General features: G+C 70.6%; 30 protein-coding genes and 2 pseudogenes. 29 read left to right on the forward strand and 3 right to left on the reverse strand.

From position 1 onward, the window contains the following. From IE312_RS43015 to IE312_RS33565, 26 genes and pseudogenes are all read left to right on the forward strand, one after another. A pseudogene (locus IE312_RS43015) lies at positions 1 to 289 on the forward strand (chromosome segregation protein ParM); the annotation flags it as partial. 80 nt (positions 290 to 369) lie between these two features. Next, positions 370 to 558: a hypothetical protein gene (locus IE312_RS33455; protein WP_189985984.1), complete on the forward strand. Its 189-nt coding sequence runs from the start codon at positions 370 to 372 to the stop codon at positions 556 to 558. A 90-nt stretch (positions 559 to 648) separates the two neighbouring features. Further along, positions 649 to 795 carry a hypothetical protein gene (locus IE312_RS33460; RefSeq protein WP_158101671.1) on the forward strand — a complete coding sequence of 49 codons (147 nt, stop codon included), beginning with the start codon at positions 649 to 651 and terminating at the stop codon, positions 793 to 795. A gap of 94 nt (positions 796 to 889) precedes the next feature. Then, on the forward strand, positions 890 to 1,447 hold the full coding sequence (locus IE312_RS33465; protein ID WP_189985985.1) for a DUF6197 family protein: 558 nt from the start codon (positions 890 to 892) through the stop codon (positions 1,445 to 1,447). Between the two features lie 117 nt (positions 1,448 to 1,564). Beyond that, complete coding sequence (locus IE312_RS33470) at positions 1,565 to 2,383, forward strand: hypothetical protein (RefSeq protein WP_189985986.1); 819 nt, start codon at positions 1,565 to 1,567, stop codon at positions 2,381 to 2,383. A 52-nt stretch (positions 2,384 to 2,435) separates the two neighbouring features. Continuing rightward, positions 2,436 to 2,696 carry a hypothetical protein gene (locus IE312_RS33475; RefSeq protein ID WP_189985987.1) on the forward strand — a complete coding sequence of 87 codons (261 nt, stop codon included), beginning with the start codon at positions 2,436 to 2,438 and terminating at the stop codon, positions 2,694 to 2,696. A 255-nt stretch (positions 2,697 to 2,951) separates the two neighbouring features. Next, a complete protein-coding gene (locus IE312_RS33480) occupies positions 2,952 to 3,377 on the forward strand; it encodes an RRQRL motif-containing zinc-binding protein (protein WP_189985988.1) in 426 nt (141 codons plus the stop codon). A gap of 19 nt (positions 3,378 to 3,396) precedes the next feature. Then, positions 3,397 to 3,642: a hypothetical protein gene (locus tag IE312_RS33485; protein WP_189985989.1), complete on the forward strand. Its 246-nt coding sequence runs from the start codon at positions 3,397 to 3,399 to the stop codon at positions 3,640 to 3,642. Beyond that, a complete protein-coding gene (locus IE312_RS33490; RefSeq protein ID WP_189985990.1) occupies positions 3,639 to 3,929 on the forward strand; it encodes a hypothetical protein in 291 nt (96 codons plus the stop codon). The genes IE312_RS33485 and IE312_RS33490 overlap by 4 nt, the downstream gene beginning before the upstream one ends. A 123-nt stretch (positions 3,930 to 4,052) precedes the next feature. Continuing rightward, positions 4,053 to 4,670 carry a hypothetical protein gene (locus tag IE312_RS33495; protein ID WP_189985991.1) on the forward strand — a complete coding sequence of 206 codons (618 nt, stop codon included), beginning with the start codon at positions 4,053 to 4,055 and terminating at the stop codon, positions 4,668 to 4,670. Further along, on the forward strand, positions 4,667 to 4,780 hold the full coding sequence (locus IE312_RS43885) for a hypothetical protein (RefSeq protein ID WP_268254385.1): 114 nt from the start codon (positions 4,667 to 4,669) through the stop codon (positions 4,778 to 4,780). The genes IE312_RS33495 and IE312_RS43885 overlap by 4 nt, the downstream gene beginning before the upstream one ends. Positions 4,781 to 4,790: 10 nt before the next feature. After that, positions 4,791 to 4,925, forward strand: coding sequence for a hypothetical protein (locus IE312_RS43890; RefSeq protein WP_268254386.1), 135 nt, complete (start codon positions 4,791 to 4,793; stop codon positions 4,923 to 4,925). Further along, positions 4,922 to 5,053 (forward strand): hypothetical protein, encoded by a 132-nt coding sequence (locus tag IE312_RS43895; protein ID WP_268254387.1) that lies wholly within the window; start codon positions 4,922 to 4,924, stop codon positions 5,051 to 5,053. Before IE312_RS43890 ends, IE312_RS43895 begins: the two co-directional genes overlap by 4 nt. 4 nt (positions 5,054 to 5,057) lie before the next feature. Next, positions 5,058 to 5,648 (forward strand): hypothetical protein, encoded by a 591-nt coding sequence (locus IE312_RS33505; RefSeq protein WP_189985992.1) that lies wholly within the window; start codon positions 5,058 to 5,060, stop codon positions 5,646 to 5,648. A 114-nt stretch (positions 5,649 to 5,762) separates the two neighbouring features. After that, complete coding sequence (locus tag IE312_RS33510) at positions 5,763 to 6,143, forward strand: hypothetical protein (RefSeq protein WP_189985993.1); 381 nt, start codon at positions 5,763 to 5,765, stop codon at positions 6,141 to 6,143. 40 nt (positions 6,144 to 6,183) lie between these two features. Further along, positions 6,184 to 6,486, forward strand: a complete 303-nt coding sequence (locus tag IE312_RS33515) for a hypothetical protein (RefSeq protein WP_189985994.1) — start codon at positions 6,184 to 6,186, stop codon at positions 6,484 to 6,486. Between the two features lie 89 nt (positions 6,487 to 6,575). Further along, a complete protein-coding gene (locus IE312_RS33520; protein WP_189985995.1) occupies positions 6,576 to 7,256 on the forward strand; it encodes a GGDEF domain-containing protein in 681 nt (226 codons plus the stop codon). Continuing rightward, entirely contained in the window at positions 7,253 to 7,711 is a 459-nt protein-coding gene (locus IE312_RS33525) for an ASCH domain-containing protein (RefSeq protein WP_189985996.1), read from the forward strand. Before IE312_RS33520 ends, IE312_RS33525 begins: the two co-directional genes overlap by 4 nt. Beyond that, entirely contained in the window at positions 7,708 to 8,268 is a 561-nt protein-coding gene (locus IE312_RS33530) for a WhiB family transcriptional regulator (protein WP_189985997.1), read from the forward strand. The genes IE312_RS33525 and IE312_RS33530 overlap by 4 nt, the downstream gene beginning before the upstream one ends. Continuing rightward, positions 8,268 to 9,110 carry an Lsr2 family DNA-binding protein gene (locus IE312_RS33535; protein WP_189985998.1) on the forward strand — a complete coding sequence of 281 codons (843 nt, stop codon included), beginning with the start codon at positions 8,268 to 8,270 and terminating at the stop codon, positions 9,108 to 9,110. Before IE312_RS33530 ends, IE312_RS33535 begins: the two co-directional genes overlap by 1 nt. A 3-nt stretch (positions 9,111 to 9,113) precedes the next feature. Then, positions 9,114 to 9,602 (forward strand): hypothetical protein, encoded by a 489-nt coding sequence (locus tag IE312_RS33540; protein ID WP_189985999.1) that lies wholly within the window; start codon positions 9,114 to 9,116, stop codon positions 9,600 to 9,602. 10 nt (positions 9,603 to 9,612) lie between these two features. Then, entirely contained in the window at positions 9,613 to 10,074 is a 462-nt protein-coding gene (locus IE312_RS33545) for a hypothetical protein (protein ID WP_189986000.1), read from the forward strand. Next, the gene (locus tag IE312_RS33550) at positions 10,074 to 10,250 is read left to right on the forward strand and encodes a DUF8839 family protein (protein WP_189986001.1); all 177 of its coding nucleotides are present in this window, start codon (positions 10,074 to 10,076) and stop codon (positions 10,248 to 10,250) included. Before IE312_RS33545 ends, IE312_RS33550 begins: the two co-directional genes overlap by 1 nt. Beyond that, positions 10,247 to 10,621, forward strand: a complete 375-nt coding sequence (locus IE312_RS33555) for a hypothetical protein (protein ID WP_189986002.1) — start codon at positions 10,247 to 10,249, stop codon at positions 10,619 to 10,621. Before IE312_RS33550 ends, IE312_RS33555 begins: the two co-directional genes overlap by 4 nt. Positions 10,622 to 10,834: 213 nt before the next feature. Further along, entirely contained in the window at positions 10,835 to 11,596 is a 762-nt protein-coding gene (locus IE312_RS33560; RefSeq protein WP_229900739.1) for a ParA family protein, read from the forward strand. Then, positions 11,596 to 12,672 carry a ParB/RepB/Spo0J family partition protein gene (locus IE312_RS33565; protein ID WP_189986003.1) on the forward strand — a complete coding sequence of 359 codons (1,077 nt, stop codon included), beginning with the start codon at positions 11,596 to 11,598 and terminating at the stop codon, positions 12,670 to 12,672. The genes IE312_RS33560 and IE312_RS33565 overlap by 1 nt, the downstream gene beginning before the upstream one ends. A 114-nt stretch (positions 12,673 to 12,786) precedes the next feature. On the opposite strand, the gene IE312_RS33570 is transcribed toward IE312_RS33565, so the two are convergent. Beyond that, positions 12,787 to 13,008, reverse strand: coding sequence for a hypothetical protein (locus tag IE312_RS33570; protein WP_189986004.1), 222 nt, complete (start codon positions 13,006 to 13,008; stop codon positions 12,787 to 12,789). 240 nt (positions 13,009 to 13,248) lie between these two features. Further along, the gene (locus IE312_RS33575; RefSeq protein WP_189986005.1) at positions 13,249 to 13,599 is read right to left on the reverse strand and encodes an STAS domain-containing protein; all 351 of its coding nucleotides are present in this window, start codon (positions 13,597 to 13,599) and stop codon (positions 13,249 to 13,251) included. A gap of 621 nt (positions 13,600 to 14,220) precedes the next feature. On the opposite strand from IE312_RS33575, the gene IE312_RS33580 reads away from it, so the two are divergent. After that, positions 14,221 to 15,090: an IS5 family transposase gene (locus IE312_RS33580; protein ID WP_189986006.1), complete on the forward strand. Its 870-nt coding sequence runs from the start codon at positions 14,221 to 14,223 to the stop codon at positions 15,088 to 15,090. A 92-nt stretch (positions 15,091 to 15,182) separates the two neighbouring features. On the opposite strand, the gene IE312_RS33585 is transcribed toward IE312_RS33580, so the two are convergent. Further along, a complete protein-coding gene (locus IE312_RS33585) occupies positions 15,183 to 15,878 on the reverse strand; it encodes an alpha/beta fold hydrolase (protein WP_189986025.1) in 696 nt (231 codons plus the stop codon). A 435-nt stretch (positions 15,879 to 16,313) separates the two neighbouring features. On the opposite strand from IE312_RS33585, the gene IE312_RS33590 reads away from it, so the two are divergent. Next, positions 16,314 to 16,583 carry a chaplin gene (locus tag IE312_RS33590; protein ID WP_229900748.1) on the forward strand — a complete coding sequence of 90 codons (270 nt, stop codon included), beginning with the start codon at positions 16,314 to 16,316 and terminating at the stop codon, positions 16,581 to 16,583. Positions 16,584 to 16,807: 224 nt separating this feature from the next. Then, positions 16,808 to 16,993 (forward strand): annotated as a pseudogene (locus IE312_RS43020) (molybdopterin-binding oxidoreductase); the annotation flags it as partial.

Genomic DNA, 16,993 nt, shown 5'->3' on the forward strand with positions numbered 1-16,993 from the left:
CGACCTGTCCAACCTGTTCCCCGACGAGGTCAACCGGCTCACCGACTACGAGATCGCGGAGCTGGAGAAGCGCGGCCTGTGGTTCGACTGGAACGAGCCCGTGCGGCCCGGCGAGTTCTGGCCCGAGCCCGACGAGGACGACGACGGTGACGGCAAGTCCCGCCGCCGCGGCGGCGGAGGGGGAGGAGGCGGCAAGGGCGGCGGCAAGCGCGGTGGCCGCCGCTCCGAGCCGCAGGTCGCCTCTCCCCGCCAGGCGCTGGAGGCCATCAAGAGCCTCACCGACGCCTGATCCCAACCCATCCATCCACGGGGCCGGCCCGCCCGAGCGCGGCCGGCCCCACCCCGACACTCGAAGGAGCACCACCCGCCGTGGCCCTCTCCCTCTCCGCCGCCGTGCTGCTGGGCATCATCGTCGCCGTCCTGCTCAAGGGCGGCCACGTCCGCTTCGGCTCCATGCTGGCCTGCACCTTGTTCGGCTTCACCCTCGCCGCGACCGGCCTGGCCCCGGCCATCAACAGCGGCCTCGCCTCGATCGCCGGGCTGCTCTCCAGCCTCTGATCACCAGATTCCCCAACGCAGCAGTAAAGCGCCGGTATCTGGCGCATGCTCTTGTCGGGCCCCACCACAAACCCGGGGAGGGACAAGGGCATGGCACACCTGCACTACACCTGCTGGCGCTGCGGCGAAGACTGCGTGGTGCACGGCGTGGGGTGCGACTGCTGCGACCTGGTCGAAGTCCCCGACGAATGGGACTGCTGGAACTGCGGCGCGCTGAACTACACCCCCGACGACTAGCGCCCCTCCCCCTCCCCCGCTGCACGACGCCGAAGGGCGCCGCCGAAGAACGATCCCGGCGGCGCCCTTCGGCGTCCCCTGCTTGGAGCCCGCGATGTCCCACACCCCGGCCAGCCCCGCCATAGACCCGCCCGCCCCGACCACCCAGCCCGCCCCGACCGCGCCGCCGGCGGAGCTCACCCTCGAGGAACGCCTGACGTTCATCAAAGCGGCGATGACCGCGCGTCTGGACGAAGCGGCCGTCGCCTACGAGGTCAACACGGCGCACATCCCCACCGAGCCCGTGGACCTGTCCGACGTCGTCACCGTCCCGCTGACCCCGACGCTCCAGCCGCCGCCGGAGTCCTACCCGACCCCGGTCGCGGCCCTTCTGCAGCGCGCCCACCACCGGCTGCTCACCGGCGGCTGGTGCAAGGACGTCCTGGTCGACGAGGACGGGGCCCGCTGCATGCTCGGGGCCATCCGGATCGAGGCCCGCGGCGACAGCGGCCTGGAAGCCGACGCGGCCGCCGTGCTCCTGGACGCGATCCGCCGCAAGTTCGGCGACGACGTCGACTCCGTGCCGTCCTTCAACGACGCGCACGGATCGGCCCGCATCCCGCTCCGCATGGTCGACCAGGCCGCCGGCCTCGCCGACGCCCGCGGCCTCTGATCCCCGCTCCGGACCACCTGCCTCGCATCCGAACCCCTCGCGGTCGGGTGCGGGCCAGGCCGTCCGGCCTGCGCACCACCGCCCATCACACGACCCGAGCGAGGGAGTCGCCCCGCCATGCAGTCCGACGACAAGCCCATCAACGGCCAGCCCATCAACGGTCAGGACAACCCGAACTTCCTCGACCTGCTCAACCAGACGCCCCCGCCGCCCGACGCGAAGGACTGGCCCCGCCCGAAGCGCTTCGCCGGGCTGCGCGAGGCATGGGACGCGTCCTGGAAGCAGGGCGGCTTCCTGTACGAGCGGTGGGAGGAACTGTTCCAGGCCCGGCGCCTCGGCTGGCACGAGATGGCCAACTGGATCAAGGCTGTGCTCAGCCTCGCCGGGATCTGCGCGTTCATCGTCCTGCTGGACGCCGCCAGCGACATCGTCAGCGCCGTGCTGCACCGCCTGTCCGCCACCCGCACCGTGATCGAGCCGCCCGGAGTCGACACCACCAGCGGCCTGTGGGGCGTGATCGACAACCCGATCCGCTCCTACATCGGGCAGCACAGCGTCGGTCTCCCCGTCCCCGGCTCCGCCGTTTACGCCTTCTGGCAGTTCACCGGGCTGATCGGCCTCATCGGCGGATTCGCCGGCAGCACCGGCGCGCGCATCCTCTGGACCGGGTGGGGCCTCTCCGGCGTCGCCATGGTGTGGTCAAGCGCCACGCCCGACGGCAGCCGCACCGTCGCCACCGGCATCGCCGCCCTCCTGTGGGCCCTCGCCAGCATCTTCGCCCTGCGCGGCCTGAGCCTGCGCCCGGTCATCAACAACCCGGCCCCCGCTGCGCCGCAGGTCAACGTCTACCCCGCGTTCCACTTCCCGCCGCAGCCCACGCCCGACCACGACGACCTGGACGACGAACCCGACAACGTTCATCCCCTCCAGCGCTGACTTCGCGCCCCACCCCATCCGGCACCACCCACCGAGCACCGAAGGGAATCTGATGAAGCCGCAGATGGAAGAGACCGAGTTCTGGGTCGGCACCTTCCACGGGAACCACGATGGCCTCCCCGCCAAGGTCACCGCGACCCGCGACGACACCCGCCCCGAGCCGTACGCATGGACGTGCACGTGCGGCGCGTCCCGCTCCTTCCCGACCGAGCACGACGTGTGGCCTACCGCCTGGCGGCACACCCACCCCACCCGCTTCGACCGGCTGCGGTCGTGGGCCGCCCGCCTGTTCAACGCCCGCACCGCCCGCTGACCTGACGCCCTGCCTGGCCCTCGCCTGCCCCGCTCCGGGGCCGGCGAGGACCGGACAGGCCGCCCGGCCACCAACTCCCGCGCCCCGCCGACGCACCGACGTCAGCGGGGCGCGGTGATATCCACCCAACCGCTGGAGGAGATCACTCGTGCTCATCCCCCGCCCGCGCCGCCGGATCGGCCGGCCCCGCCCGCAGCGTCCCGGCCCCCGCTACCCGCTCCCCCAGCGCCGACTTCCCGGCTCCTGGAGCAGGTGATGGCCGACCAGGACGAGGACCTGGTCGACGTCGACCCGTACGACCCCGGCGACGGCTCCTTACCGGTCTTCCGGTGGAAGCAAGCCGGGCGCGAGAAGCTCGCGACCCGCCGCCAGCTGCGGGAGATGGGACTGCGCCCCGGCGGCCACGAGCCCGTCGCCCGGATCGAATGCCGCGGCGGGAAGCGGTGGGCGTGGCTGTACCGGATCGACCTGGCGAAGCCGAAGCTCCCGATGACGCTCGCGAAGGAAGCCGCGCTCGACAAGGCGATGGCGGCCCGCCAGACATGCGGCACCTGCCGCCGGCGCTACTTCCACTGCATCCCGCTCAAGACCTTGGGCTCGTGCTTGGAGTGCTTCGACGGCACGCCTGCGGACCCCGCCTCCTACATCGCTCCCCCGGCCAAGCACCTGCTGGCCGCCTGATCCGAGAGGACACCAGCCCATGAGTACCGCCACCCTCGCCGCCTTCACCGAGCCGGACCGCCCCAGGAACCTGCTGATCAGGTTCATCACGGTCGGCGGCTCGTACGTGGACGTCACCGGCCCCGGCCAGCACTCGGAGAAGAACCGCTGGGACTGCCACGGCTGCGGCGACTCCTCCGACCGGCCCGAGGAGGACTTCCTGTTCTGCATCCGGCCGGACGCCAACAGCCACGCCGCCGCCTGCCGCGCCATCCCGCTGAAGTGACCGCCCGCCACCTGCGCGGCGCCCTGCTGCTGGCCGCCGCCGTCCCGCTCGCCGCGGCGACGGCCGCCGCCGCGCTCAGGGCCAGCCACCTCAAGCTCTACGCCGACCGGCACCGCATCGAGATCACCGCCCGCCCCCGGCCGGGCTGCCCGCGCTGCCACGGCGAGGGCGGCTGGTGGGTCGGCGGCGCCTTCCCCGAGATGGAGGCGTGCGGCTGCTGGTCCGACAGGCGCGAGCTGCGCATCCGGCTCCTGCCCATCCCGGCCTGGAACGAGCCTCCGTTCTGAAGCACCACCGCCCCCGGCCGGAGACCGGCCGGGGGCGAAGGCACCACGGGGCGTCCGCAGCATCGGCTAGAGGCCGGCCGCCCCGCACCCCACCCCGAATCCGAGATGAGGAGCACACCCAGCATGACCGATCGCCTCCGCGCCATCGAGGGCCTGGCCCTGGTCGCCGCCCTGACCGCCGTCTTCGATGGAGTCCACGCACTGGGGGACCAGTTCGTGCAGAACTCGCACGACGCTTCGACCAAGGGCATGCACGGCTCCCACCTGGTCTACAAGAACGACGGCTCCCCGGTGGAAGAGAACCCGTGGCGGCACGGCAAGGAGGGCCGCACCTGCACCGCCAGCGCGTACGGCCGCCGCTCGGTGAGCCGACACGTCGCCTCCTATTCGGCCGTGCAGCTCGCCTCCACCCTCGCCGTCACCCGCACCCTCGGCTACCGCGTCCCCGCCAGCGCCCTGCTCACCGGCGCCGCAATCAACGCGATCACCCACGGAATCCTGGACAGGCGCGAACCGCTGCTCTGGCTCGCGGAGAAGGCCGGGAAGGCCGGCTACATCAAGCACGCCACGGTCGTCCGCAAGGCCGGCGGCGAGGGCACCGAGTACCCCGAGGCCGTCCAGGACGTCTCCGGTCCCGGTACCGCGCTGATGGAGCTGGACCAGGCGGCGCACCGCGCCATCGGCGTGGCCGCCGCCCTGGTCACCACCTGGATCACCTTACGGAAGGGCGACCGCCGGTGACGCCCGCGTGCGGCTGGGACCAGGCCGTCTTCCGGTGTGGGCGGTGCGGCATCGAGCACACCGCCACCACCGAGGACGGACTACCTCAAGGCCGTCGGTGCTCACAGTGACGCCCACGCCGTGTGGGACCGCCTCAACCCCATCGAGCGCGACGGCTTCGCCTCGATCCTGCGCACCATCCTGTCCGCGCCGGACCTGGCCGTGGAGTTCTTGGCCCTCGCCGACCGGCAGGCGACGGGAGGCGACAGCCGGTGAGCACCCCCGCCATCTTCTTCGCCACCTACGCCAGCCTCGCCGGCGCGCTCGCCGCCCCGTTCGTGATCACCGCCGCCCGCCGAACCATCGCCCGCATCCACGCCCAGGCCGACCAGAAGGAGCAGTAACCCCATGGCACTCACCCTCTTCTCCCGCACCCGCACCCGCACCCGCACCCGCACCGCCACCGAACCGGAGCACACCCCCGAGCCGTGGCCGGAGATCGGTGAGACCTGGAAGCCCGAGGGCGTGATCATCACCCAGCGCTTCCTCGGACTGGCCGGTGCCGTCGTCCTCGTCTACACCGCCGACGCCGGGGTCAACGGCACCTACTACGCCGTCGCCTGCCTGGGCTGCTCGTACCGCGCCCGCTACAAGGACCGCGACAACCCCATCTACTCCGAGCAGGCGGGCGGGGAGATCGCCAACGCCCACGCCGCCCAGTGCCGGGCGCTGCCCCGCGACCTGCCCACCCGCCCCGACGACGACACCGCCCGCCAGATCGTGCGGCGCAGGCTGGACTCGGAGCGCCGCTCCGACTACGACTCCACGGTCTACCTCACCAGCTTCCACCTGGACCGCCTCGCCCTCCAGCGCTCCACCGAGTGGATCGAGGAGGAACTGCAGCGCCTCGCGGACGAGCAGCCGGAGTTCCTGACCGCCAAGCCGCGCACCTACGGCACCGGCACCGAGTTCACGATCCTGCGCCGGCCCCAGCGCTGACCGGACGCTCTCCGTACGGCCCCGCCGCACCGCCCCCGGGCGGGCGACGGCGGGGCCGTGCGGTGTCCGTCCGGTCAGCCGAGACCGGACGACCGGCCCTCCCCGGAGGTCACCGTGCCCCTCGCCCGCCGCTCCCTCATGGACGCCGCCGCCGCCCGCTTCGGCTGGCGCCGCGCCTACGGCGACACCACACAGGTCGACGCGCTGCTCACCGAGCAGACCGAGACCGCGTACACCGAGGCCGCCGACCACGCGGCCCTGGCGACCGCGAAGAACGACGACGTCCTCACCGTGCAGCCCTGCGTCCTGGACGTCCGCGGCCGCGTCCTGGCCGACGTCCTCTACCTGGAGGGCGTCCTGACCGGGGCCCGCAACCGCAGCCTGCCCCCGGAGCTCATCGAGCGCCTGGAGGACGCCGTCGGCCACGGCCACGAGCTGACCGTGCTGCTCGCGGACACCGTCCGCATCACCGCCGCCCACGCGACCGGCCACTGAGCGCCGGGTCACGACCAGCGACGGAGGGAGATGGGCCTTCATGCCGCTTCGCTACTTCGAGGTTGACGTCCCGATACACCACACCACCAACCGCCGGCTGAAGGGCGTACACGTCTTCACCGGCGAGGCGTCGTCCAAGAGCGAGGCCCTGCGCATCGCGCACGAGGTGTACGACGCGGCGCTCGCCGCGCAGCAGGCCGGACTCGAGGTTCCCGGCAGGCAGGCCGGGGGCTGGGGAGCGCGGGGGCTTCGGCCCGACTGGGCGCTCGACTGGCAGGCCGCAAAGGCCGGCCCTTGGAACGACCCCTACAGCTGGCTCAGTCACGAGCCCTTCGAGCTGTAGGTCCGCCCCGGGACGGCCGCCAAAGGCCGGAAAACCAGTCGGCCGCCCCGGGCCACCCATCCCGTACATGACGAGAGGGAGAGACCAGTATGGCCTCCACCGTGCGCGTACAGGCCCCGATCGGGCAACGCGCCCTGTTCATCACCACGCTCGCCGTGCCGCTGACCGGCTGGACCGTGCACGCGGTCAGCCTGCACCGGAAGCTGTCCGCCGCCCGCCGCGACCCGCTCACGGGCCTGCTCGGACGCGACGGCTTCACCGCCAAGGCCCGCCAGATCACCGACCGGCACGGCGACCACGCCCTGGTCGGGATCGTGGACCTGGACCACTTCAAGCAGATCAATGACGGACCTGGCGGGCACGCCGCCGGCGACCGCGTCCTGGCCGCCACCGCGCAGCGGCTCACCGCCTGGGCGGGCAGCCGCGGGGCGGTCGGCAGGCTCGGAGGGGACGAGTTCGCCTTCGCGGTGCGGATCGGACCCGCCCGCCGCGAGCTCCGTCTCGCCCGGCTCACGCAGCTGCTCGCGCAGCCGGTTCAGGTCGACGACGGCGCCCTGGTCGACGTCGCCGCGTCGGTCGGCGCCGCCTGCCCCGACGTCCTCGGCACCCGCGACTTGTCTCTGCTTCAGCGGGCCGCCGACGCCGCGATGTACACGGGCAAGCACACCGGCCGCGCCGTCCTCGCCGGACCGCAGCACGCCACGGTGCCCTCCATCAACGGCCGCCGCGCCGGACGGCCGGGCACCCACACCCTGGGGCGGGCGGCATGAGCGAGACCACCACCGTCGACCCGGGCACCTGGATCCGGGGCATCACGATCCGCCAGCCCTGGACGACCTGCATTCTCGCCGGGAAGGACGTGGAGAACAGGCCGGCCTCCTGGTCCTGGCGCGGCTGGCTGCTGCTGCACGCCGGGCAGGCCACCGAACGGGCCCCGATGCGCGACCCGCTGGTCGCCACCGCGATCCGCGACCGCGCCCTGCACACCCGGGCCGTCATCGGCGTCGCCCGCCTCACCGACTGCCACCAGGACGCCGCCGACACCGCCCCGTGCTCGAAGTGGGCGCAGGCCGACGCGTTCCACCTGGTCCTCTCCGACGTCCAGGAGCTCGCGCTCCCCATCCCGTGGCTGAACGGCCAGCTCGGGCCGTGGCGCCCGACGCAGGACCTCGTGGACCAGGTCCTCCTTCAACTCCCCCACCTCGCTCCGGAGGGCACCTCATGAGCGGCAATCGCACCGGCGTTGCCAAACTGCCGGACATCGTCCCCGCCGACGACCGGATCCCCTTCCCTCACACCGACCAGGCGCTGCGCTGCCGCACGGAGCCCGGCCTGTTCGCCATCGAGGACATACACAACACCGACGAAGACCCCCGCGCCCGGGAGAAGGCGCTCGTCAAGGCCAAGCACGCCTGCTCCGGCTGCCCGATCGTCACCGGCTGCCTGAAGTGGGCGCTCGCCAACGCCGACCTGACGAAGGCCGGGGTGTGGGCGGCGACCACCGCCCGCGACCGCAAGCAACTGCGTAAGAAGCTCGTGGCGCGGCTCGGGGAGGACTGGGTCGGCGTGGTCGCCGAACAGGACCGCCGCCGCCGTGAGCGGCAGCGCGCGTCGCGCGTCTCGCCGCCATCCGTCCGTGAACTGGCCCTCGCCCGCCTGGAGCTGGAGTCCATCCCCACCCGGCCCGCGCCGTACAACCGCTGGAAGGAACCGATCACCCCCGCACAGGCCGCGTCCAACCGGCGCGTGCTGGAGCTGGTCGCCAGCGGTAAGGCCGCGTGATGTTCACCGACTGGACCGAAGCCCTCGAGGCCGAATCGCTGCCCCTGGACCCGAACCCGGCGCAGCAGCTCGCCGCCGCGGCCCGGGTCACCGCCCGCAGCTCCCGCGACAAGGACGACCTCGGGTTGCTCCTGGACGTCCTCGGGCTGCCCACCGACACCGACACCCTCACCGCCCTGCTCCCCCTCATCCCGGAAACTGGAGACGCACCGACCATGACGAACACCCCCGCCGCCCCGGCCCTGTCCGCGCACGAGGCCATGGCGATCTCCATGCACAACAACGGCGACACCGAGCAGGCCATCCGCGAGGCCACCGGCCTGAGCGAGACCGAGCTCAGCGACCTCATCGCCGACCAGGTCCTCGGGCTGCCCCGTCCGGCCGCCGACGCCTCGGCCATCGATGTCCCGGTCGTCCCGCTCGCCGTCTCCAACGAGATCCAGGAACTGCTCGACTGGGCGGCCGCGCACCCGGCCGCCTCAGTCCGCAGCCGCGCCGCCCGCATCACCGCCGACCTCTCCGAGCTGACCGACCGCCGCGACAGCGAGGCCGCGCAGCGCGAGGCCGAAGCGAAGGTTGCCAAGGCCCGCGCCGAACTGGAGAAGGCGCAGGAGGAACTGCGCGCCGCGAAGGCCGGCACCCGCACCACCACGGCGGCCGCCACCGCGCCCACCCCCATCCGCTCGGGCCTGGGCAGTGGCCGGACCCGGGAGGAGCTCGCCGCCATCAGGACGTGGGCGCGCGCCAATGGCCACCAGGTCGCCGACGCGGGCATGGTCCGCAAGGCGGTCCTGGAGGCGTACGACGCCGCCCACCAGGCGCCGGTCCGGAAGGCCGGCTGACCCATGGCCGACGACGCCATAGCCCTGGACGGCTTCCTGGACGAAGAGACGGTGCCCGGCGATCTGCACGGCAGCACGGCCCGGTTCCGCCTCACCGTCTCCCCGACGGACGAGCGCACGGACGAGATGATCCTGCCGTGCAGCGTCGCCGACGCGGAGCTGGCGCACGCGGTCATCCACGACCTGGTCCCCGGCGACAAGCTCCGCGTCACCGGCCACCTCCGGCTCCCCCGTACGCCGGACGAGCCGATATGGCTGGTCGTCACCGCGCTCACCGTGCTGGAGACCGCGCCGCTGATGACCGACCCGGCCACCGTCGCCACGGCGGTCATCGAGCGGTACGGGCCGTACGTCTGCTGGTTCGACGCCGACACCATCGACGTGGAGGTGTTCACCGAGGGCGGCACGTGGGTCGGCACCGTGCCCGAGCCGAACGACCTGGGCGAGCTGCTCGAAGCCTTCGAGCAGCGCCAGGCCGCCGGCGGCGAGTAGCGGAGCCGCCGTGCCCATCCGTCCCGAGAACCTGCACCGGTACCCGCGCGACTGGAACGAGATCAGCGCGCGGATCCGGTTCGAGCGGGCAGGCGGCCGCTGCGAGTGCACGGGCCACTGTGGCCTGACGCACCCGGGCGGCCGCTGCCCGGCCGTCCACGAGCGGATCCACCCCGACACCGGCTCCGTGGTCGGCCTCACCACCGCCCACCTCAACCACACTCCCGAAGACGTGCGAGACGAGAACCTGCTCGCCGCCTGCCAGATGTGCCACCTGCGGATCGACCACGGGCACCACCGGGTCACCCGCTCGATCACCCTCGCTGCCCGCGCGGCCGCCGCCGGACAGCTCGGCTTCCTCGCCGACGCCGACCTCGAGCGCACCGAGCCGCCGGCCCCGCCCCGGCCGTCCGCGCCCCGTACAGCACGCCCCGCACTCCAGCTCTCCTTCACCGATCAGGAGGCACCCTGATGCCCGACCAGTCCACGCGCACCGTCCTTGAACGCTTCCCCGCCGGCGGCCCCCGCGGCTCCTGGCCCGCAGACGAGTACGCTGCCCAGCAGCAGGCCCAGGGACAGCCCGCCCGGGTCGTCATGGATCTGCGCACCGACAGCTTCCTCGTCATCGCCGACAACCCCGCCGCGTGAGCGCCCGCTTCCGCCTCTGCGGCCACGGCACCGGCCCGCTCCACCCCGGCGACCACAAGGCCGTCGCGGAGTTCACCGCCATGCTCACCTCCCGGCAGAGGCCAGCTCCGTGGACCGGCCGCGGCGACGTCGCCGTGCGGATCGCCCCCGACGCCCGCGCCCTGGAGCGCGGCCGTCCCACCGAAGGGCAGCAGCCGGACGCCGACCCCGTCGCCCTGGTCCTCATCCACCCCGACACCGAGACCGCCCTCACCGGCACCCTTCACTGCGCCAGAGCACGAATCCACGGCGCGTGGACCGAGCCCTACGGACTCCTCACCCACGCCCTTGCCGGGCGCGGCCTCCCGCCCGACATCGACCTGAGCACCTGAGCACATGAAGCGGCCCTTGCCCGTCCGGACCTTCGCGGTCCGAGCGGCGGGGGCCGCTTTTCGTGTTTCTGGAGCAGTCAGCTCCGTGGCAGTTTTACGGCCGTAAAACTGCCACGCCCCGCATGCCTCGCAGGACCCCTTTTGGTCTTCTGAGAGGATGCTTCCCGTCCATCCGAAGTACCGGGTTCCCGGGAAGTAGTCGGAGAGCAGTACATGCCCTACATCACCGTGCTCTTGAACCGTAAGGGCGGGGTCGGCAAGTCCCTCTTGTCGGTCAACCTCGCTGCGGTCTACGCCGAAATCCTTGGCTGCGATGCTGCCGAAGCTGAGACCGCAGGCGACGGCCCGTCCGTAGCGGTCGTCTCAATAGACCCCCAGGGCACCAGCATCGAACACGCTGAGAAGGTCAAAAAGGCCGGCAGGCCAGTCCCCTTCCGCGTGGTCGACGCGAGCCAGAGCATCGACAAGCTGCGTCGCCTGCGCAGCGCCAAGGCCGACATCATCATCGTCGACACCCCTGGCTTCATGCCCCTGAAGGCCGAAGACGACGAAGACGAGTCCATCGACCCCCTGGGCGACGGAACCACCGGAGACGCGCTGCGCGCCGTCCTCGACGTTGCTGACGACGTCATCGTCCCCCTCGAAGCAGAGGGATCGGCCTTCACCCCGACCAGGGTCACCGTGGAGCGGGTCCTCATCCCCCGCCAGATTCCCTACGGCGTCGTCGTCAACAACTGGGACCCCCGCGACGGCACTGCAGACCGCGACCGCACCATCAGCCTCGTCCAGCGCAGAGGCTGGGAGCTGTACAACGCCACTGTCCGTCACTACAAGCCGCACACCCGCGGCATCACCAACGGACGGTTCTGCACCCAGTACGAGTCCAACCACATCGCCACCAAGGCCAAGCAGGACTTCGTGTCCCTGGCCCTGGAGCACCAGCTCCGCCGCCAGAAGCACGCGGGAGCTCGATGATGGCCAAGCACGACGAGTTCGACGACTTCTTCGGCGACGACGATGACACCCCAGTCGTAGACACCCGAGCCGACGGCCGCCTGCTCCGCGTTCCTCTTGGTCGGCTCGCCCCCAACGGCGTCAACCCGCGTACCGACTTCGGCACCGAGGGCGAGCTGATCGACCTCGGGAAGAGCCTGCGACGCCGTCAGATCCAGGCGTGCCCTGCCGTCAGTCGTAGCGCCTACCTGAAGCTGTGGCCCGACCACGCGAAGCAGATCGGTGACGTCGACTACGTCCTCGTCACCGGTGAGCGTCGGTACCGTGGCGCCAAAGCGGCCGGCAATCCAACCCTGAACTGTGTCGTCGACGACGGCTTGGCCAAAGACCGCAAGACGTTCATGGAAGCCGTGGTCTCCGAGAACGTCGACCGCCAGAACTTCAACCCCGTTGAAGAGGCGTACGCGGTCCAAGCCCTCGTTGCCGAGTTCGGCTCCAACCGCGCCGTCGCCCAGCACTTCGAGAGGGTCGACGGATGGGTCACCCAGCGCATCCTCCTCACCCACCTGGCCCCAGAGGTTCAGGACCTGGTGCGGAAGAAGACCATGCCGCTTGACGCCGCCCGGTCGCTGGGCAAGCTGGCCCGGGACAACGAGTGGGACCGGACGGAGCAGCTGGCATGGTGGCAGGACGAGCAGAAGCAGCGGGCGGCAGCATCTGCTGAACGGGCGGCAGCCAAGAAGGTCGCCAAGAAGGCCGCCGCTCCCAAACGGCTGACCGCCGAGTCGCCCGCTGGTTCTGGGCAGCAAGGGGGCGATCCGTTTTACGGCCGTAAAACGGATCCGGCCGACCCGGCCGCTGCGGAACAAGAGGCGCCCGCCGACGCAGCACAGGAGGGCGCGCCAGCCGTTCCTGGACAAGCCAGCCCGCCCGAAGTGACAGCTGGAGGAGGGAGCCAGCAGCCCAAGCGGTTCCCCTACGAAGACGGTGTCGACGCGGCACAACACCTGATCCACAAGATGCCGACGGACGAGTTCAACAAGATGCTGGACCTGCTCAACAAGCATCGAGAACGTCAGGCCGTACCTGCCGGGTGACCTGACCCACCGGCTTGAGCGCATCCACTGGAAATGGCGGTGGCCCCACCAACAGAGGTGGGGCCACCGCCATTTTCGAGGGCGCCGCAGGGAGATCGGCGCATCAGCACTCGGTCAGTCCTGGAACTCCCTGCTCTTCACGCCGTAGAACGAAGGTTTCGCGGGGCAGACCTGGGACTGCGCCATGCTGTCGGCGAGCGGGGCGAAGGTCTCGCTGCGTCGGACGACGTCGAGGAACTTGCCCAGCGCCTCCTTGTCCTCCCACAGCGCCGACGCGGTGCTGATGATCAAACTCTTCACGTGCTCCGCCTCGGTCACGGCCTCGTTCGCTGCCACGCGGTGCCCCCTCCTGGTAATCGGAACGATCAGCCAACCAACCGGCGGCCCTGCCCCGCAAGATGGCCTTCGGCCAGGGGCCGGTCCAGGATGCTGTGAGTCCCGATCCGGTGCCATATGACGTGGGGGAGCCCGGCGACCACCGCCCGGCCGTACGACCACGTCGCGCGTCCGTCCGGCGCCCAGGTGAGTTCGTATACGCCCGGAGCGCAGCGCACCCCCAGGGTCAGAAGCAGGCACTCACGGGGTTGCGGGCCGGAGGTCGGCCGGGGGTACGTCAGGCAGAAGACGACAAAGGTCGAAGGCGGTGGGATTGACGTCGGCCGCCATGAGCAGCAGCGACAGCGGCTGTGCGCGCAGTCCGGTCACGGTCGCCCGGCGCTGCGGTCCGCTGCTGGTGGCGGGGGTGAACAGCAGGTGGAGGCCGGCGACGTCCATAAAGGGCGTGAGGGCAAGGTCCCACTGCACGTCGGTCACCTTCGGCGGCAGCGCGTCGACTGCTGCGCGCAGCGGGGGCAGGATGTTGAAGTCGATCTCTCCGCAGGGGCGGATACGTGCGCAGGTGCCGTCGATCGTGATGGTGATGTTCATGCGGGCTGCCCCCTTCCGGGGATTGCTGAGCCCAAAGGCGAAGCACCCCCAAAAGGGGGTGCACGACGATGGCGGGGGATCGGGTGCCCGGGAGGGGGGCAACGCCCGAACTCCCCAAAGACCGGCACCAGGGATACCGATCGGTCTCGTTGTCTTCCCCCACCGTCACACAGACACGCCCGCCACCACGACTGCGTGCACGAGGATGTTCTGTGAAACCCCCCACCACTTCACCGATGCGGCGTGCACGACGAAGACCGAGCCCGCGCACTCGCGGCCGCGCTGCGCGTCACTCTCCACAGGGACCTGGGACCCCTCTACCGACGCCGCCCCTGCCACGTCCTGTACACACCAAGGCCAGGCCCTGGGTTGAGAAACAGTCTGTCAGAGGTCGTTTCCACCTATTTCGCCCGCTTATCAGTCGATATTTTGAGCGGTGAGTGGTGGCACAGGCGAGGTGACGGAGGCTGTCGATGCCGGCGAGTTGTGGGAGGTTGCGGATGGGGCGGAGGAGGCCGTAATCCTGTCTCATCCCAGGATGCCCGGTCTTCGAGGTTGTGTGCTTCGAGCGCCGGTGGCGTGCGACTGGGCGCACTCGGTTCGCGGCAGTACGCCGGAAGCATGCCGAAGCGACGCCCGTATCCGAGTGATCTCTCCGATGCCCGCTGGCAGTTGATCGAGCCGGTCCTGGCGGCCTGGCGTTTCGAGCGCCGCGGGCGAGCCCTGGACTTCGGCCGGCCGCCCGAACATGACCTGCGCGACATCATGGACGCGATCTTGTATGTGGACCGTACCGGGGTTCAGTGGCGCTACCTTCCGCACGACTTCCCGCACTGGAACACCGTCTATGGCTACTTCGCCAGGTGGCAGCAGGAAGGCGTGTTCGCCCAGCTCAATGGCCTGCTCAGGCAACTCTTACGGCAGAGGGAAGGGCGGGAGGCCGAACCGTCGGCCTGCGTGATCGACGCGCAGAGCGTGAAAACCTCCACCAGCGTTCTCGCCTCCGGCCAGGGCATCGACGCCGGGAAGAAGATCGTGGGCAGGAAGCGGAGCATCGTCACCGACACGATGGGCCTTCTCCTTGCCGTGCTGGTCACCGCAGCGAGCGTGCAAGACTCCGTCGCCGGCGGCCAGCTCCTGGACCAGGTCGCCACCGAACATCCCCGCATCCGCAAGGTGTGGGTCGACGGCGGCTACCGCCAGCACCTCGTCGAGCACGCCGCCAGCCTCGGCATCGACATGGAAATCACTCAACGCAGGCCCAGGGCCAGAGGGTTCACCCCGATCCCGAAGCGGTGGGTGGTCGAGCGGACCTACGGATGGCTCATGCTCCACCGCCGCCTGGCCCGCGACTACGAAACCCGGCCCGCCCGCTCCGAAGCCATGATCCATATCGCTATGGCAGACCTCATGGCCCGCCGCCTCACCAGCGAGAACACCATCTCCTGGCGCGACCCGACACCGCAGACCAAACAGCAAATTCCGGGATGAAACAACAGGAGAAAACGACCTCTGAGGTCCCGCGCGTCGTGCGGGCAGGTACTGATGGGCACAGCGGGCGCGCGGTTGATGCTCGCTGCCCCCTACAGCACGAGGGGGGCGGTGGATGCGTAGCAGGTGCCGGTCAGGCTCGAAAGTTGCGCGTGCGGGCGCAGGAGGTCGGTGACCACGGTGGCGACGGTTCGGTGCCAGAGGTTGGAGCGGCGCAGCATTGCGTGATCGCCGTTGCTGATGAGGATGATGCCGGCGTGGGCCCCGGCGGCTCGGGCCCCCCTGATGTAGTCGGTGGAAGCATGGGGGCTGGTGATCCGGTCGCGTTCGCCGTGCACAATGACGGCGCGCTTTCCGCTCAGCTGCTTGGAGGGTTCGCCTGGCGGGAGCCACGGTGCGAGTGCGACGACCCCTTGTACCTGCGGGTGCGAGGCTGCTCGCAGGGCCGCTCGGCCTCCCATGGAGTGGCCAATGAGGATGGTCGGCACCGGTCCGGCGATCTGGTGCAGCTCATCGAGTGCGCGGTAGGTGTCGTTCAGAGGATCGTTCTGGTTCCAGCCGCGGTGGCGGTAGCGAACGTGTGCCAGAACGGTGTCGTCGAGGGGCACGGCGGATGCTGCCGCGCGAAGTACGGGGCGCATTCTCAAAGCTGCCAGGTGCCACGGCTGTGATGTCTGGTAGCCCTCCGCTCGTCCACCGTGCAGGGTGATGACCGCCGCACGCGGCTGCTGCGGGCAGTGCCGCAGCCACAACGCCGAATCCGCCGACTTGCCGCCATGATCTCGCATGACCGACACGATGTCTTCCTCCCAGGGAACCACTGTCGTAATGACGTCTCGCGCAGAGAATCCGCAGCTGTCGGCAAAACGGCTTGGTCCGCGTCAGTACCTAAAGGGTCAGGGGCATGTCGGTGCACCGACGTCCGGGGCCGAATGAGCGTGCACTGGCCGGTCACCCCTGCCCGCGGCTCAGCTGTTCGATCCTGCGTGCGGTTGTTGTCGACAGGCGCGCTGTAGCGGGCATGGATACCGCCGACGGCGGAGAAAGCGCGCAGCCAGCGGACTCGCTCGGCCCCTGCCCATGGTCGCGTGTAGTGCGATCGGGTGATCCATACCGTATTGAGCAGTCCGCCCCCATGTCGGCAACGGATCACCGATGCCTGGTCGCAGCGTGCGACCGGCCGGCGGCGACTGCCGCCGCAGCGAGAAGAAGGGCACGTGAACATGACGTTTCTGCGGTCTCGGGTGATGCGGAGTGCGGGTCTGGTGGTCGCCGCGGGCGCGGTCGTGCTTGCCGGCGCGGCGGCCGCGTCTGCCGACAGTGGCGCGCAGGGGGCTGCGGTCGGCTCGCCGGGTGTGCTGTCGGGCAACGTGATTCAGATTCCGATCAACATCCCGGTCAACGCCTGCGGCAACACCGTCGACGTGATCGGCTTGCTGAACCCGTCCTTCGGCAACGCCTGCGTCAACACTGGCTGGCACACCGGCATGTGACACAGCAGACGCCGGAGCGGTACCTGTCCGGGTGCGCATGAGCTCTGGCTCATGCGCACCCGGACAGTCTGTCGGCCCGACCCGCGGAGTAGCAGTGATGACGATGTCGCTGGTGCTCAAAGGGGTAATCCGTAGCGGAATGCAGGGTGGATTGGTCTGAGATCTTTTTTCACCTGATCAGGTCTGGGACCAATCCGCGTGGCGGGCAGAATCGGATTCCCCCCGTGAGGGATGAAGAGAAGGATCAGCGAGTACGGCCTAGTTGGCCGCGCCTGGCGCTGGGTGCGCTGAGCGGGGTGCTGGCCGGCTTCGCGTCGCTGGCGGTGGCCGAACTGGTCGCGGCGGCGGTGCGGCCGCAGTCCAGTCCCGTCATCGCGGTGGGCGGGGCGTCCATCGATGCAACGCCCGCT

Origin of the sequence: Streptomyces capoamus (genome assembly GCF_014654935.1) — a bacterium.
Taxonomy (GTDB): Bacteria; Actinomycetota; Actinomycetes; order Streptomycetales; family Streptomycetaceae; genus Streptomyces; species Streptomyces capoamus.

Excerpts from the sequence above, each read along its gene's own strand:
- IE312_RS33460 (WP_158101671.1), top strand. The coding sequence starts at position 649 with ATGGCACACCTGCACTACACCTGCTGGCGCTGCGGCGAAGACTGCGTG.
- IE312_RS33465 (WP_189985985.1), top strand. The coding sequence starts at position 890 with ATGTCCCACACCCCGGCCAGCCCCGCCATAGACCCGCCCGCCCCGACC.
- IE312_RS33470 (WP_189985986.1), top strand. The coding sequence starts at position 1,565 with ATGCAGTCCGACGACAAGCCCATCAACGGCCAGCCCATCAACGGTCAG.
- IE312_RS33475 (WP_189985987.1), top strand. The coding sequence starts at position 2,436 with ATGAAGCCGCAGATGGAAGAGACCGAGTTCTGGGTCGGCACCTTCCAC.
- IE312_RS33480 (WP_189985988.1), top strand. The coding sequence starts at position 2,952 with ATGGCCGACCAGGACGAGGACCTGGTCGACGTCGACCCGTACGACCCC.
- IE312_RS33485 (WP_189985989.1), top strand. The coding sequence starts at position 3,397 with ATGAGTACCGCCACCCTCGCCGCCTTCACCGAGCCGGACCGCCCCAGG.
- IE312_RS33495 (WP_189985991.1), top strand. The coding sequence starts at position 4,053 with ATGACCGATCGCCTCCGCGCCATCGAGGGCCTGGCCCTGGTCGCCGCC.
- IE312_RS33505 (WP_189985992.1), top strand. The coding sequence starts at position 5,058 with ATGGCACTCACCCTCTTCTCCCGCACCCGCACCCGCACCCGCACCCGC.
- IE312_RS33515 (WP_189985994.1), top strand. The coding sequence starts at position 6,184 with ATGCCGCTTCGCTACTTCGAGGTTGACGTCCCGATACACCACACCACC.
- IE312_RS33520 (WP_189985995.1), top strand. The coding sequence starts at position 6,576 with ATGGCCTCCACCGTGCGCGTACAGGCCCCGATCGGGCAACGCGCCCTG.
- IE312_RS33525 (WP_189985996.1), top strand. The coding sequence starts at position 7,253 with ATGAGCGAGACCACCACCGTCGACCCGGGCACCTGGATCCGGGGCATC.
- IE312_RS33530 (WP_189985997.1), top strand. The coding sequence starts at position 7,708 with ATGAGCGGCAATCGCACCGGCGTTGCCAAACTGCCGGACATCGTCCCC.
- IE312_RS33535 (WP_189985998.1), top strand. The coding sequence starts at position 8,268 with ATGTTCACCGACTGGACCGAAGCCCTCGAGGCCGAATCGCTGCCCCTG.
- IE312_RS33540 (WP_189985999.1), top strand. The coding sequence starts at position 9,114 with ATGGCCGACGACGCCATAGCCCTGGACGGCTTCCTGGACGAAGAGACG.
- IE312_RS33550 (WP_189986001.1), top strand. The coding sequence starts at position 10,074 with ATGCCCGACCAGTCCACGCGCACCGTCCTTGAACGCTTCCCCGCCGGC.
- IE312_RS33560 (WP_229900739.1), top strand. The coding sequence starts at position 10,835 with ATGCCCTACATCACCGTGCTCTTGAACCGTAAGGGCGGGGTCGGCAAG.
- IE312_RS33565 (WP_189986003.1), top strand. The coding sequence starts at position 11,596 with ATGGCCAAGCACGACGAGTTCGACGACTTCTTCGGCGACGACGATGAC.
- IE312_RS33575 (WP_189986005.1), bottom strand. The coding sequence starts at position 13,599 with ATGAACATCACCATCACGATCGACGGCACCTGCGCACGTATCCGCCCC.
- IE312_RS33580 (WP_189986006.1), top strand. The coding sequence starts at position 14,221 with ATGCCGAAGCGACGCCCGTATCCGAGTGATCTCTCCGATGCCCGCTGG.
- IE312_RS33585 (WP_189986025.1), bottom strand. The coding sequence starts at position 15,878 with ATGCGAGATCATGGCGGCAAGTCGGCGGATTCGGCGTTGTGGCTGCGG.
- IE312_RS33590 (WP_229900748.1), top strand. The coding sequence starts at position 16,314 with ATGACGTTTCTGCGGTCTCGGGTGATGCGGAGTGCGGGTCTGGTGGTC.